The following is a 14,977-nucleotide window of genomic DNA, read 5'->3' on the forward strand; positions in this document are numbered from 1 at the left end:
ATATCTGCAGAGCTTTATGAGCCCTGCCGTTATCTCTATATGAGATAAATCCAAAAAAGGAGTGAAAATGAAAAGAAGAAGCTTTTTAAAAGGTGCACTTGGTGTCGGTGCATTGAGCGTGGCTTCTTCAACGTTGGTTTTTGCCAAAGCCGACGATGAAGATGTTGGAAATGGGGTTGTAAAAGGACATTCCCCTAAAAAAGAGATTCTCTACAGAAAAACTAAAAATTGGGAAATTTATTACAAAAATGCAATATAAGGAGAGAAAATGAGCTCACAAGAAAAATTAAACGTTAGAGTGGGCAGAAGGGCGTTTTTAAAAATGGCTGCACTCTCTGGAGTTGCGGGTGCAACAATGCTAAACGCTGCACCGGCTCTTAGAGATGCAAGCGAAGAAGAATTAAAAAGCCCTTACCCAGGTAGTAAAAAAGTAAAAACTGTATGTACTACATGTTCAGTTGGGTGTGGAATTATAGCAGAAGTTAAAAACGGTGTATGGGTAAGACAGGAAGTTGCCCAAGACCATCCGATCAGTCACGGAAGTCACTGCTGTAAAGGTATTGATTCAATCGATGTTATCAGAACAGAAAAAAGAGTTAAACATCCGTTAAAAAAAGTTAACGGAAAATGGCAAAGAATCAGTTGGGATCAGGCTGTTAACGAAATTTCAGAAAAAATGTTAAATATCAGAAAAGAGAGTGGTCCTGATGCGGCAATGTTTTTAGGGTCTGCAAAAATGGGCACAGAGCAGGCTTATTATTTTAGAAAATTTGCCGCAATGTGGGGTACTAACAATATAGATCACCAAGCGCGGATATGACACAGCGCAACAGTCGCGGGGGTCGCGAACACATGGGGTTATGGCGCTATGACAAACCATTTGGGAGATATTCAAAATTCTAAAGCTATTATAATATTTGGTGCTAACCCGGCAGTAAACCATCCTGTAGGATTTAAACATATTTTAAAAGCAAAAGAAAGAAATAATGCTACTTTAATTGTTATAGATCCAAGATATACAAAAACTGCCGCAAAAGCAGATTTATATGCAAGGGTAAGACCTGGAACCGATATTCCGTTTATGTATGGAATGCTTCATTTAATATTTAAACACGGCTGGCAGGATGAATCATTTATTAAAGACAGAGTGTTTGGAATGGAACATGTTATAGAAGAAGCAAAAAAATGGACTCCTGAAAGAACTGCCGATGTAACAGGTGTTGATGTTGATACATTAATTCAAATTACAAGAGCGTACGTTACAAGTAAGCCTGGAACATTAATTTGGGCAATGGGTCTAACTCAGCATTCAATCGGTTCTTCTAATACAAGAATGGCTCCGATTTTACAGTTATCTTTAGGTAATATGGGTAAATTTGGTGGTGGATGTAACATTTTAAGAGGACACGATAATGTTCAGGGTGCAACAGATATGTGCTGTTTGTCGCATTCATTACCGGGATATTACGGATTAAGTGAAGGAAGCTGGAAATATTTTGCACATAACTGGGGAGTTGATTTTAAATGGTTACAAAGCAGATTTGACACTCCAAAAATGATGCATACAAAAGGATTCACTCTTGCTAAATGGTGGCAAGGTGTATTACAGGAAGAAAAAATTTATCAAAAAACTCCAATCAGGGCTTTATGGGTTCAGGGTAACGGTATTACTTCTATTGCCCAGACAGCAAAAGTACAACAGGCTCTTGATAAATTGGATTTATTGGTTGTGGCCGAACCTTTTGCAAATGAGGCTGCTGTAATTACAAACAAAAAAGACAATGTTTATATCTTACCAACAGCAAGTCAGTTTGAATGTGAAGGTAGTGTTACCGCCACAAACAGAACAGCTCAGTGGAGAAGCAAAGTGGTAGATCCGCTTTATGAATCTAAAACCGATGAAGAAATTATGTTTACATTTGCCAAAAAATTCGGATTTTACAAAGAATTTGTAAGCGGTTTGATGATGGGTGTAAAAAACGGCAAAGCCGTAAAAGTTAAAAATTCATTCAAATGGCCAGAAGATGCAACAAGAGAAATTGCAAGAACCATTAAAACTATCGGTTTAACCGGTTGGACACCTGAAAGACTTAAAAGACATCAGCAAAACTGGCATATGTTTGATGAAGTAACTCTTAAAGGTATTGGTCCGATGAAAGGCGAATATTACGGATTGCCATGGCCTTGTTGGACAGAATACCATTCAGGAAGCCCTGTTTTATATAACATTGATATTCCTGTAATGGAAGGCGGAATGGGATTCAGGGCAAGATTTGGAACTGAATATAAAGGTCAGAATTTATTGGCCGGAGATCATGCAACTATAAAAGGTGCAAAAGTAAAAGGCGGATATCCTGAACTTACAAAAGAAAATATTGAAAAAGTTCTCGGTATCAGATTATCACCGAGAGAAAAAGCTATTATGGGTAAAAACTGGAAAGTCGACTTAAGCGGACTAATTGCAAAATATGCTCTTAAAGCCGGAGTTGCACCATACGGTAACGCAAAAGCAAGAGCATATGTATGGACATTCCCTGATAAAATTCCAATGCACAGAGAGCCGCTTCATACACCAAGATATGATTTGGCTAAAAAATATCCAACATATCCTGATAAAAAAGACCAATATAGAGTTGATACTAAATTTATTTCTATTCAAAAAACCGACTGGGCAAAAGAATTCCCAATTATTCTTACAACAGGAAGACTTGTAATGTACAGCGGTGCCGGACTTATAGAAAGAAGCAGTAAATATCTTGCTGCATTAGCTCCGGAAATGTTTGTAAGTATCAATCCAGAACTTGCTTATAATTATGGAATTAATGACGGAGATATGATTTGGATTCACTCACCCGAGGGAACAAAAATCAAAGTAAAAGCAAGATTTACTTATGCAGTAGCACCGGATAGAATTTTCTTGCCTTATCATTGGGCTGGTATTATGCAAGGTGTTGATATGAGCGAAAATTATCCGGAAGGCACAAAACCGTATGCAATCGGTGAGAGTGCAAATACAGTAACTAATTATGGATACGACATTGTTACCCAAATTCCTGAAACAAAAGCGGGGTTAGTCCGCATTGAGAAAGCATAAGGAGTAAGATATGTATGAATATGAAAGAATGAAATTTTATTGTGATGAAGACAGATGTATTGAATGTAATGCCTGCACAATAGCCTGTGCGGAAGCACATGAACTGCCTGTGGGTATTCACAGAAGAAAAGTAGTTACATTAAATGAAGGAATTGAGGATAAAGAATTTTCAGTATCTATAGCCTGTATGCACTGTACCGACGCACCTTGTTCACAAGTTTGTCCGGTCGATTGTTTTTATATCAGAGAAGACGGAATAGTACTTCATGACAAAGATAAATGTATAGGATGTGGTTATTGCTTATACGCCTGTCCTTTTGGTGCTCCTCAGTTTCCAAGAGACGGAGCATTCGGAATTAGGGGAGTTATGGATAAATGTACAATGTGTGCTGGAGGTCCTGCTCCCACTTTTTCTGAAAAAGAGTATCAGTTATATGGTCAAAACAGAATTGCAGAAGGAAAAGTACCTATGTGTGCTGCGGTATGCTCTACTAATGCATTAATTGTTGGGGATGCCGAGAGCGTTTCTAAAATAATAAGAGAAAGAGACGCAGCTAAAGGCAAAGGGCCTATGACTCCATACGGATGGGATCAGGCGTATAAATAAGGAGTTGTTATGAAAAAATTACCGCTATTTAGCGTAATAAGTTTTTCTCTTTTATATGCCGGGATTGTTCCTTTAGTGGAGCCAAATCAGGCTCCCGAGCATCCTGGGAGTAGATTGATTTCTCCTGAATTGATAGAAGCAATCCCTTCTTGGCATAAATATGGAGAACTGTTTTTATATTTACAGACACACTGGAGCAAAATTTTATTTTTAGTTGTTTTAATAGCGGTGCCTGCAGTTTTTTTGCTTCATTATTTGATTGTAGGTCCCAAAATTTTTTCCCATGAAGGAAGAAAATTTTTAATTTTTCCGACATGGCAGAGAATTATACATTGGATAGCTGCTTTGGCATTTATTTTATTGGTCCCTTCAGGCTTTTTTATTATTTATGCTAAATTTTTTGGAGGAGGTACTCCTATTAGATTTATGAGATATCTGCATGACATAGGGGCATTTTTATTTGCACTGGTTGTAATTCCTATGACTGTAATGTGGTTTAAAGAAATGCTTCCGAGACTTTGGGATATTAAATGGATGATGATACTTGGAGGTTATTTGGTTAAAAGAAAACAGGAAATCCCTGCAAGTAAATTTAATGCTGGTCAAAAAATGTGGTATTGGCTTGCTATGTTTGGCGGAATGGTTATGATTATAACAGGTGTAATGATGTATTTTCAGGATTTCGACATAGCCCTCCTTAGAAAACTGAATTTATATCAGATAGATTTGTTAAGATTAGCTGTTATTATTCATTTAACATTAGCATTATTTATTGTTGCATTCTTTTTTACTCATTTATATATGTCTCTTTTTGCCATTAAAGGTTCAATTGAGAGTATGATAGACGGTTGTAAAAGTGAAGATGAGCTTAAACATTTACATTCTATTTATTACAAAAAAATTGTTAAAGAAGGCAAAGACAAAGAACTTGCCGAAAAATGCAAAGATTAAAAACAGACTAATTTTTAGTCTGTTTATTTTTATTACTTTTTTGGATTTATCTCATAAAAAATATGCAAAAAATGCATAAAAAAATATGCGTTTTTGTCATATAAAAGACATTTTTATTTTTTTTATATAGTAAAATATGCAAAATTTCCATAAATAAAAGGAGAAAAAATGAAAAAATTTGCTTTAATTTTCAGTGTTATCGTTTTATTTGCCTTTGGTAAAAAAATAGTTGTATTCCATGCCGGAAGTTTAAGTGTCCCGTTTTCACAGATTGAACAAAAGTTTGAGAAAAAATATCCTCAGTATGATGTGGTAAGGGAAGCTGCCGGAAGCAGGGCGTGTGCCCGAAAAATTACTGATTTACATAAAAAAGCCGATGTAATGGCAAGTGCTGATTATAAAGTTATAGATAACCTGCTTAGACCAAAATATGCAAAATTCAATGCTTTGTTTGCAACAAATGAGATGATTATAGCCTATACGCCGCATTCAAAATATGCTGATAAAATAAATTCAAATAATTGGATGGATATTTTATTAAAACCTGGAGTAAAAGTGGGGCATTCCAATCCTAATTTAGACCCGTGTGGATATAGAGCAATGATTGTAGCAAAACTTGCCGGAATTTACTATAAAAGACCAAAATTTTTTGATAAGTTATTCGGTTACGGAGACAGTTATGAAAACGGTGAGGAAAACAGAAATAAAGTAGTTGTCAGACCGAAAGAGACAGATTTATTGGGATTACTTGAAGCCGGAGCGTTTGATTATCTGTTTATTTATAAATCTGTTGCAATGCAGCATCATTTAAAATTTATTACTTTGCCTCCTCAAATTAATTTAGGTGATAAAAAATATGCATCTTTTTATAAAAAAGCGAGTTTTAAAGTTACAGGTAAAAAACCGGGAACTTATATTGTAAAAAAAGGCGCTCCTATGGTTTACGGAATAACAGTTGTGGAAAATAAAAAAGAAGGACTTCCTCCTCATGAAAAAGGTGCTGTTTTATTTGTAAAATATGTTCTTTCTCCCGAAGGTCAGGCAATAATGAAAAAAAACGGTCAGGGTGTAATAAATCCTCCGATAATTGAAGGCGATGACAGTATATTAAAAAATTATTAATTTATAAATTATGGGTTAATCCCTTTTTTCTTTTTTTATAACAAAAAATATGCAAATAATGCATAAAAAGGAGGAAAAATGAAAAAGATTTTATTTATATTTTTAGTTTTAGTAACCGAAATATTTTCAGCTGATATTAAACATATAAAAATTTGCGCGGGAGCGGGGCTTATAAAGCCGATAAATGAAATAGTGAAAAATTTTGAAAATGAAAATAATGCAGTAATAGATATTCATTACGGAGGTTCGGGAGAACTTTTTTCAATTTTACAGACTAACGGCTGCGATGTGTTTATTCCTGGCGCTTATTATTATACAAAAGAAGCTTTAAATAAAAATTTAGTTTATAAAAAAAGCGTTAAAATAATAACAAAACATATTCCTGTATTGGTTGTTCAAAAAGGAAATCCAAAAAATATTCATACCCTTAAAGATTTAACTCGTCCTGATATTAAAATAATTTTAGGTGACCCGAGGGCTACGGCTATAGGAAAAGTCAGTATAAAAATTTTAAAAAAGAATAATCTTTATAAAAATGTCAAAAAAAATATTGCTATGTATGCTGGGACCGTTAATCAATTGCTTATATATATGGTAATGGGACAGGCTGACGCTGCAATAATGTGGGAAGATATGGTTTCTTGGGCAAAACAGAAAGGGAAATTGGAAGTTATTAAAATTCCTGAAAATGAAAATATAATTAAAACAATACCTACTGCGGTTGGAACAATTTGTAAAAATAAAAAACTTGCCAATAAATTTAATAATTATCTCTCTTCTGGTAAATCAAAACAAATTTGGAAAAAATGGGGATTTGAAATATGAAAATATTCAGTTTTAAAACAATTAGCATAAGTATGTCTTTATTGATTACTTTTTTGCTTTTGATTGCTGTTTTGAGCCTGTTTTTTGTTCCTAAAATCGGAGACATCATCAATGCTTTGCGTTCTGGGGAAATGATTTATTCTATTAAATTATCTCTTATAACGTCTCTTTTATCAACTTTTTTTGTTTTGATTTTTTCTGTTCCTATCGCTTACGCTTTGTCAAGATATGATTTTTTTGGCAAATCTATTTTAAAGACAATAATAAATTTACCGATGGCTTTCCCCGAACTTGTATTGGGACTCTCTTTACTTTTACTTTTCAGCAAAACGTTTGTCGGAGATTTTTTTGATGAATTGGGGATTCAGATTGTTTTTACAAAAGCGGGCATTGTAGTAGCGCAATTTTTTACCGCTTTGCCTTACGGAATCAGAATTATTTATTCATCGTTTGAAAGTGTTAACAAAAGATATGAATATGTTTCAAGAAGTCTGGGATATAGCGAATTTGAAACATTTAAAAATGTATTGGTCCCTTTGATAAGAAACGGGATATACGCTTCGGCAATTATAACTTTTGCAAGGTCAATGGGGGCATTCGGAGCGGTTTTGATTTTAGCGGGGGGTTCTTATATGAAAACGGAAATACTTCCTATAACGCTGTTTTTAAATATTTCTTATGGAAATATGGGAATGGCTATTACCAGCGGTATTGTGCTTATTGTTATTTCATTTGTTGCAATATTGTCCGTTGAATATATGGAAGGAAAAGAAAATGTTTTTAAAGATTGAAAATATAAATATAACTTTAGGAAAATTTACTTTAACAAACGTTGATTTCGGCATAAAAAAAGGGGAATATGTAACAATAATAGGGCCAAGCGGAAGCGGTAAATCCATTTTGCTTGAAACAGTTGCGGGATTTTATAAGCCTCAAAGCGGAAAAGTATATTTGAATAATGAAGATATAACCGATAAGCCGATTGAATCCAGAAACATCAGTATCGTTTATCAGGATTATGTTCTTTTTCCCCATATGAGTGTATACGAAAATATAATGTACGGATTGAAAAAACACAATAAAAATAAAACACAAAACGATAAAGATATTAATGAAATAAGCAAACTTTTAAAAATAGACCATTTATTAAAAAGAAAACCTTTAACACTTAGCGGGGGAGAGATGCAAAGGGTAAGTATAGCAAGAGCTTTAATAGTAAAACCACAGCTTCTTTTAATGGATGAGGCTTTCAGCGCTCTCGATTATAAAATTAAAAAAGAAATGAGACAGTTGCTTAAAGAGGCGGCTAAAAAATATAATACCACCGTATTGCATGTAACCCATGATTTTGAAGATGTATGGACACTGGCTGATAAAACGGTATTGATGAGATTTGGAGAAGTGTTACAGGTTGGTACTCCCGAAGAAGTGTTTTCAAAACCGAAAAACAGAAAAGTTGCCGATTTTGTAGGAACAAATATTTTAAATGCCAAAGTTATTGATAAAGAAGATAATTTGAGCGTATTAGAAATAGACGGATTCAAGCTGTATTCCATAGATGATGCAGATATAGGGCAAAATGTAAAAATTTCTATTCGTCCGGAAGATATCATAGTATCCAAATCCGGCTGTGAAAAAGAATCCGCAAAAAACTGTATTTACGGATTTATTGAAAAGTTAGAAAAAAAAGGTTTTTTAGTGGATTTAATAGTTAATGTAAATGATATAAAATTTGTTGTGCTTATTACATTAAATTCATATGAGAAATTGAATTTACAAGAAAAAACAAACGTATATTTAATTTTTAAAGCATCAAATGTGCATATATTTTAAATAAAATGTATAATTATAAAAAACTGCCTATATAAAAAGGTTACCGATGAAAAATAATATTTTTATTTTTCAAAATAAAAAAAAATTACGGCCGGTGTTTATGGTATAGTTTTATTTGTGAAGTATATGTTTTTATATGTGCTTTTGGTTAATCAAAAAATATTAAAGGAGATGAAATGTTTGTAGAATTAAATGACAGGGTTTATATAAATAAAAACAGGATATCAAGAATTAAAATAGATGAAGTTCAGGACGGAATAAGAGTGAGATTTTATGAAGGAAACGAGCAGATTGCAAAATCACACAGATTTAAAAATGTGGGAGAAGCCAAAGAGTGGATTAAAAATAAATTTTTAGGATAAAAATGCTTAAGGTTGAAAATCTTTTTTTAAAAAAAGGCGATTTTATTTTAAATCAGGTTTCTTTTGATGTAAATAATAAAGAATATGTTGTTATGCTTGGAAAAACAGGAAGCGGGAAAACCCTGCTTCTTGAATCCATCGCCGGTTTTCACAGAATTGAGGGAAAAATTTATTTTGAAGGCAGGGATATTACGAATTTTCCTCCTGAAAAAAGAAATTTCGGGTTTTTATATCAGGATTTTCAGCTTTTTAAAAATTTAAATGTTGAAAAAAATATCCGTTTTTCTGAAAAATTTAAAGGAAAAGACAATAAACTGTTTAATGATTTAATTAATTTTTTAAATTTAAAGCATCTTTTAAAAAGAAAAATTGTAAATTTAAGCGGAGGTGAAAAACAGAGAATTGCACTTGCAAGGGCAATATATTCAAGGCCTAAAATACTGCTTCTGGACGAACCTTTGAGTGCGATTGACCCGACTTTAAGAAATGAAATAATGAAAAATTTAAAACAGCTGCCAAATAGATACAATATTTCTGTAATTCATGTAACGCATAATTTCAGGGAAGCTTCTTATTTAGCCGATAAAATAGGAATAATTTTAAAAGGGAAACTTTTGCAGTTTGATGAGAGCAAAAAAGTTTTAAATTCTCCCGATTCTTTGGAAGTTGCCAAATTTCTCGGATTTAAAAATATTTTTGAGCTGTCTTTATTAGGTTTTGAGAATTCTCATAAATATTTTTCGATTGATCCCAATTTGATTTATATAACAAGAGAAAAAAAAGAATATGATTACTGTTTTAAAGGACAGATAGATGAAATTATGGGTATTACCGACCATTATAAAATTTATGTAAATGTTAATGGGGAAATGTTTTTTATAAAAATATCTAAAAATTATTTTAAAGAACTTGATTTGAAAAAAGGAGAGCAGGTATTTTTATGTTTTGATAAAAAAGATATTGTATTTATTTAGGAGTGTGGATGAAAAAAGTTTTTATATTTTTAAGTCTTATTATATTACTCTTTTTAACGCTTCCTTTATGTAAATTAATCTTTGGTATTTCTTTAGCCGGGTATATTCAAACAATTAACGATAAAGAAGTGATAAATTCTATTTTTTTAACAATGAAAGTTTCATTTTTTTCCACACTTTTTGTGTTTTTTACAGGGGTGCCTTTAGCTTATCTGATTGCAAGAAACAGTTTTTTTGGAAAAAGTGTGCTTGAGAGTGTTATAGACATTCCAACAATGGTGCCGCATACCGCTGCCGGTATTGCACTGCTTATGACGTTTGGGACAAGAAATATTGAAAATTTTTTGGATAAACTGGGGCTCGGTTTTGTCGATTCCACTACGGGTATAATGGCCGCTATGATGTTTTTATCATCACCGTATCTGATTAATTCTGCAAAAGAGGGGTTTAAAAATATTGACCCTAAAATAGAAAATGTGTCCCGCTCTCTTGGAGCCTCTTTTTTTTATACATTTTATAAAATAGTTTTGCCTCTGGCTAAAAAGGATTTAATTAACGGAATGCTTTTGATGTGGGCGAGGGGGCTTGGAGAATTCGGTGCTGTTGTTATTATTGCATATCATCCGATGGTGGCGCCTGTTTTGATATATGACAGGTTTATAAATTTCGGACTGAATTATTCAGCGCCTGTTGCCGCATTAATGATTATAGTTTCAATTGTTATTTTTTCAGTTATAAGATATCTGAATAATAAGTTTTTTTAATGATATAATTGCATTAAAAAAAGGCATTTGATGCAAGATATTATTAGGAACTTTTCTATTATAGCCCATATTGACCACGGGAAAAGCACGCTGGCCGACAGACTTATAGAATTTACGGGCGGAATTAATGAGAGGCAAAAAGAAGATCAGCTTCTTGATACAATGGATATAGAAAAAGAAAGAGGGATTACTATAAAAGCCCAGAGTGTAAGGCTTGAATATAAAGGATATATATTAAATTTAATCGATACACCGGGGCATGTGGATTTTTCTTATGAAGTGAGTAAATCACTTAAAAGCAGTGAAGGTGCCCTTTTGGTGGTGGATGCAACACAGGGGGTTGAAGCCCAGACGCTTGCAAATGTATATATGGCTGTTGAAAATAATCTCGAAATTATTCCTGTAATTAATAAAATTGACCTTCCGAGTGCCGAACCAGAAAGAGTGGCGGAAGAGATAGAGCAGACCATAGGTATTGACGCAAGTGAGGCGATATTTGTAAGCGCAAAAACAGGAATAGGAATAGAAGAGCTTCTTGATGCAATAATAGAAAGAATTCCTGCTCCAAAAGGGGATAAAAACGCCCCTGCAAAAGCCTTGATTTATGACAGCTGGTTTGATAATTATTTAGGGGCGATTTGTTTAGTGAGGGTTTTTGACGGGTCTATCAAAAAAGGTGATGAAGTTTTGGTAATGGGGACCGGTAAAAAACATAAAGTATTAGACCTTTTTTATCCACATCCTCTTAAAAAACTTAAAACCGACGAAATTAAAACAGGTGAAGTCGGAGTGGTTGTAATGGGGCTTAAAAATGTAGCCGATATCAGGGTGGGAGACACCATTACAAACGCCAAAAATCCTGCAGGCGAGCCGGCTGCCCCTTTTGAAGAGCCGAAAAGTTTTGTATTTGCAGGGATTTACCCGATAGATACCGACAAATATGATGAACTTAGAGACGCACTTGAAAAATTAAAATTAAATGATTCGTCTATTACTTACGAGCCCGAAACTTCACATGCACTCGGGTTTGGGTTCAGGGTAGGGTTTTTGGGTCTACTTCATATGGAGGTCGTAAAAGAAAGGCTTGAAAGAGAGTTTGGTATTGAACTTATTGCTACTGCTCCGAGTGTTACATATAAAGTAAAACTGACTGATAAAAGTGAAATAGAAATATCAAACCCATCAGACCTCCCTCCGCCAAATAAAATAGAAAAAATTTACGAACCCTATGTAAAAGCCACCATTTTAACTCCAAGTGAGTATATAGGAAATTTAATTCAGTTTTTAAATGACAAAAGAGGAGTTCAGTTAAAAATGGATTATCTCTCTCCCGAGAGGGTACTCTTGGAATATGAACTTCCTTTGAATGAAATTGTTACGGATTTTTACGATAAATTAAAAACACTCACCCGTGGATATGCAAGTTTTGATTATGAACCAATTGGATACAAAGAAGGCGATTTGGTTAAAATGGATATAAGGGTGGCCGGGGAAATTGTGGATGCCCTTAGTATTATTGTTCCAAAAGAAAAAGCTGAGAGGAAGGGAAGGGAGTTAATTAAAGTTATGAAAGAATTAATTCCAAGGCAATTATTTGAAGTGGCTATTCAGGCAAGTGTGGGAAATAAAATCATTGCCCGTGAAACTGTAAAAGCATTAAGAAAAGACGTTACCGCCAAATGTTACGGAGGGGATATAAGCAGAAAAAGAAAACTGCTTGAAAAACAAAAAGAGGGTAAAAAAAGAATGAAATCAATCGGAAAGGTTAATATTCCTCAGGAGGCGTTTTTAAGTATTTTGAAAATCGACTAAATTAAACGGAAAATGGATAATGGATATTGACTAAATGGTTATAATATAAAAAAATAACTACAAAGATAAAAATATGACAGCTTCAGAGCTTCATTTTGCTAACGCACCGCTCAAATTTTACTAAAAATTGCAAACAGCTACGCAGGCCCTAAGGGCTCGGTGCAATTTTTTAAACGCAAAATTTTCGCTAAATTCCGCTACGCTGTCATATTTTTACTTTTACGTTATTTATTAGTTAATGTCAAAAATTATCTTTTTATTTTATACGCAAATATTAAGCTTATTATCAAAAACATAAAACTTAAAATTCCCACTCTCTCAAGCCCTATTAAATCGCTGAAAACACCTATTAAAAATGTAACAATTGCCGGTATCAGGAATGCAAGCATCATATAAACACCGTTTAGAGCGGTTGAATTTTTTTGGTGGTGGATGATAGAAAGCATCACAGGCCCGGTTGAAAAGAGGCTAAGTCCCAAAAGTATTAAAGGCAGATAAATTAAATGAAAATAAATAAAAAGGGGCATTGAAAATATTGCTATAAGTGTTGAAATAATCAATGTTTTTTTATATCCTAATCTGTCTCCTATGTTTCCTGCAAGAAAAGTACCAAGAATTGCGAAAAACTGAAAAAAACTTAAAGATATATTTGCTTTGTTTAAACTCTCACCCGTATGTGTTAAAAACAGAGGAAGATAAAAAGCGAAAAATATTTTTGCAAAACTCTGGAAAAATATAAAACCGGAAATTATCAGAAAAAATTTTTTATATTCTATAAAGATTTTAAAGTTCGCTTTTTGTTTTGTTTTCGGTTTGAAATTGCCTTTTATATCCTTTAATTTCCACCATAAAAAAGCTGATGCAAAAACAGCAAAAAACACGGTTTTTAAGAGTCCTTCAAGTCCCCAGATACTTATTGCCGCCGTTGCAATCAAGGGAGCTATGGTTCTTGCCAGCTCTCCCCCGACCATAAACATACTCATACCAAAACCCATTTTAGGGGTAACCTCTTTTACAATTCCCGGGGTTGCTATATGAAAAATCTGGGCTGAAATTCCCGCTAAAAAAAGTAAAATCAGTAAAATAATATAATTTGGTGCTATTCCTATTAAACTCATAAAAACAGCTGTGCTAACAGGTGTAAGAATTGTAAAAATTCTTAAATCTTTTTTTGAAACCAATAAACCAAGATACGGATTAAATAAAGCGGGAATTCTTCTCACAACATCAAGAAGTGACGCTTCAGTAACGCTGATTCCAAGTTTTTGAATTAAAAGCGGTAAAACAGGCGCGAGAAAGGAAGTGTAAATATCGTGTGTCAAATGGGCAAAAGATAGTAAAAAAACATTGAATTTACTTTTCATAAACTGCCTTTTTTAAGCAATTGTAGCAGAAAATTATAGTTTGATATTTCTTATTCCGTAATTTTCCACTACAAAATCTATATCTTTGTCACCTCTTCCTGAAAGATTGACTAAAATTGTATCGTTTGGTTTTTCTTTTGCCAGTTTCATAGCATATGCAACGGCATGTGCACTTTCAAGGGCCGGAATAATTCCTTCATACTGGCTTAAAGCGTAAAACGAATCAACGGTTTCTTCATCGGTTATTGCTGCAATATTTAATCTGCCTCTTTCTTTTAAAAATGCCTGCTCCGGTCCAACTCCCGGATAATCAAGTCCGCTTGCTATTGAATAAACAGGTGCCGGGTTTCCGTTTTCATCTTTTAGCATTAATGTGTTAAATCCGTGAATCACACCTTCATCCCCATACATTAATGTGGCTGCATGTTCTCCCAGTTTTGTACCTTTTCCAAGAGGCTCGACTGCATATAATTCAACCTCATCATCAATAAATCCGCTGAATATTCCCATAGCATTGCTTCCGCCTCCTACACATGCAACTACATTATCGGGTAAAAATCCAAGCATTTCCAAAAACTGCTCTTTTGCCTCAAATCCCACAACACTTTGAAAATCCCTAACCATCATAGGAAACGGATGTGGACCAACAACACTTCCTATTGCATATAAAGAAGTGTCAAGCTGTTTTACATAACTTTCAAACGCACTGTCCACCGCTTCTTTCAGTGTTTTTAACCCGTGTGTTGCAGGCACTACCTCGGCACCTAATATTTTCATTCTTACAACATTAGGATGTTCTTTTTCAATATCAACTTCACCCATATGTATTTCACATTCAAGTCCGAAATATGCTGCCGCTGTTGCCAGTGCTACCCCATGCTGTCCGGCCCCGGTTTCTGCAATCAGTTTTTTCTTGCCCAAATATTTAGCCAAGAGGGCTTCTCCCATACAGTGGTTTAATTTATGTGCCCCCATATGGTTTAAATCTTCCCTTTTTAAATATATCTGGGCTCCATTTAGGGCATCTGAGAGTCTTTTTGCATGATACACTGGCGTTGGTCTGCCTTGAAAATGCTTTTGAATTCTTCTGAGTTCACTTATAAAATCATGAGAGTGTTTGAGTTTAAGATAAGCTTTTGTGATTTTGTCAAATTCATCTTTTAATATATCAGGAATGTAAGCTCCACCGAATCTACCGAAAAAACCTTCACTGTCAGGATATTTTTGTAAATGTGATTTTTTCATAACAGTCCTTTTTGTCTATTTTAA

14 protein-coding genes are annotated in these 14,977 nt (G+C 33.9%); 12 read left to right on the forward strand and 2 right to left on the reverse strand.

Going from position 1 to position 14,977, the window contains the following annotated elements; translation table 11 throughout:
• The first annotated feature begins 61 nt into the window (after positions 1–61).
• The 12 genes from DZ67_RS0106230 to lepA all read left to right on the forward strand — a co-directional run bounded on the left by DZ67_RS0106230 (position 62) and on the right by lepA (position 12,344).
• Entirely contained in the window at positions 62–259 is a 198-nt protein-coding gene (locus DZ67_RS0106230; protein WP_024787800.1) for a twin-arginine translocation signal domain-containing protein, read from the forward strand.
• Between the two features lie 9 nt (positions 260–268).
• Complete coding sequence (locus DZ67_RS11070; RefSeq protein ID WP_255327380.1) at positions 269–3,094, forward strand: formate dehydrogenase subunit alpha; 2,826 nt, start codon at positions 269–271, stop codon at positions 3,092–3,094.
• Between the two features lie 10 nt (positions 3,095–3,104).
• The gene (gene fdh3B / locus DZ67_RS0106245) at positions 3,105–3,701 is read left to right on the forward strand and encodes a formate dehydrogenase FDH3 subunit beta (protein ID WP_024787803.1); all 597 of its coding nucleotides are present in this window, start codon (positions 3,105–3,107) and stop codon (positions 3,699–3,701) included.
• 9 nt (positions 3,702–3,710) lie between these two features.
• On the forward strand, positions 3,711–4,652 hold the full coding sequence (locus DZ67_RS0106250) for a formate dehydrogenase subunit gamma (RefSeq protein WP_024787804.1): 942 nt from the start codon (positions 3,711–3,713) through the stop codon (positions 4,650–4,652).
• Positions 4,653–4,820: 168 nt separating this feature from the next.
• Positions 4,821–5,774, forward strand: coding sequence for a tungstate ABC transporter substrate-binding protein WtpA (gene wtpA, locus DZ67_RS0106255; RefSeq protein ID WP_024790905.1), 954 nt, complete (start codon positions 4,821–4,823; stop codon positions 5,772–5,774).
• A gap of 78 nt (positions 5,775–5,852) precedes the next feature.
• Positions 5,853–6,599 carry a molybdate ABC transporter substrate-binding protein gene (modA, locus tag DZ67_RS0106260; RefSeq protein WP_024787805.1) on the forward strand — a complete coding sequence of 249 codons (747 nt, stop codon included), beginning with the start codon at positions 5,853–5,855 and terminating at the stop codon, positions 6,597–6,599.
• Positions 6,596–7,390: an ABC transporter permease gene (locus tag DZ67_RS0106265; RefSeq protein ID WP_024787806.1), complete on the forward strand. Its 795-nt coding sequence runs from the start codon at positions 6,596–6,598 to the stop codon at positions 7,388–7,390. The genes modA and DZ67_RS0106265 overlap by 4 nt, the downstream gene beginning before the upstream one ends.
• Positions 7,374–8,432: an ABC transporter ATP-binding protein gene (locus DZ67_RS0106270; RefSeq protein ID WP_024787807.1), complete on the forward strand. Its 1,059-nt coding sequence runs from the start codon at positions 7,374–7,376 to the stop codon at positions 8,430–8,432. Before DZ67_RS0106265 ends, DZ67_RS0106270 begins: the two co-directional genes overlap by 17 nt.
• Before the next feature lie 176 nt (positions 8,433–8,608).
• Positions 8,609–8,794, forward strand: a complete 186-nt coding sequence (locus DZ67_RS0106275) for a hypothetical protein (RefSeq protein ID WP_024787808.1) — start codon at positions 8,609–8,611, stop codon at positions 8,792–8,794.
• A 2-nt stretch (positions 8,795–8,796) separates the two neighbouring features.
• Positions 8,797–9,768 carry an ATP-binding cassette domain-containing protein gene (locus DZ67_RS0106280; RefSeq protein ID WP_024790906.1) on the forward strand — a complete coding sequence of 324 codons (972 nt, stop codon included), beginning with the start codon at positions 8,797–8,799 and terminating at the stop codon, positions 9,766–9,768.
• Positions 9,769–9,776: 8 nt separating this feature from the next.
• Positions 9,777–10,532 carry an ABC transporter permease gene (locus tag DZ67_RS0106285; protein ID WP_024787809.1) on the forward strand — a complete coding sequence of 252 codons (756 nt, stop codon included), beginning with the start codon at positions 9,777–9,779 and terminating at the stop codon, positions 10,530–10,532.
• A gap of 30 nt (positions 10,533–10,562) precedes the next feature.
• A complete protein-coding gene (gene lepA / locus DZ67_RS0106290) occupies positions 10,563–12,344 on the forward strand; it encodes a translation elongation factor 4 (RefSeq protein ID WP_035907190.1) in 1,782 nt (593 codons plus the stop codon).
• A 248-nt stretch (positions 12,345–12,592) separates the two neighbouring features.
• Here the strand turns inward: lepA and DZ67_RS0106295 are convergent, their stop codons facing one another.
• Both DZ67_RS0106295 and trpB read right to left on the reverse strand, forming a co-directional pair.
• Positions 12,593–13,708, reverse strand: a complete 1,116-nt coding sequence (locus tag DZ67_RS0106295) for an MFS transporter (protein ID WP_024790907.1) — start codon at positions 13,706–13,708, stop codon at positions 12,593–12,595.
• Between the two features lie 33 nt (positions 13,709–13,741).
• Positions 13,742–14,953 carry a tryptophan synthase subunit beta gene (gene trpB / locus DZ67_RS0106300; protein ID WP_024787812.1) on the reverse strand — a complete coding sequence of 404 codons (1,212 nt, stop codon included), beginning with the start codon at positions 14,951–14,953 and terminating at the stop codon, positions 13,742–13,744.
• Positions 14,954–14,977 lie beyond the last annotated feature (24 nt).

This window comes from Lebetimonas sp. JS138 (assembly GCF_000523335.1).
Lineage (GTDB): Bacteria > Campylobacterota > Campylobacteria > Campylobacterales > Nautiliaceae > Lebetimonas.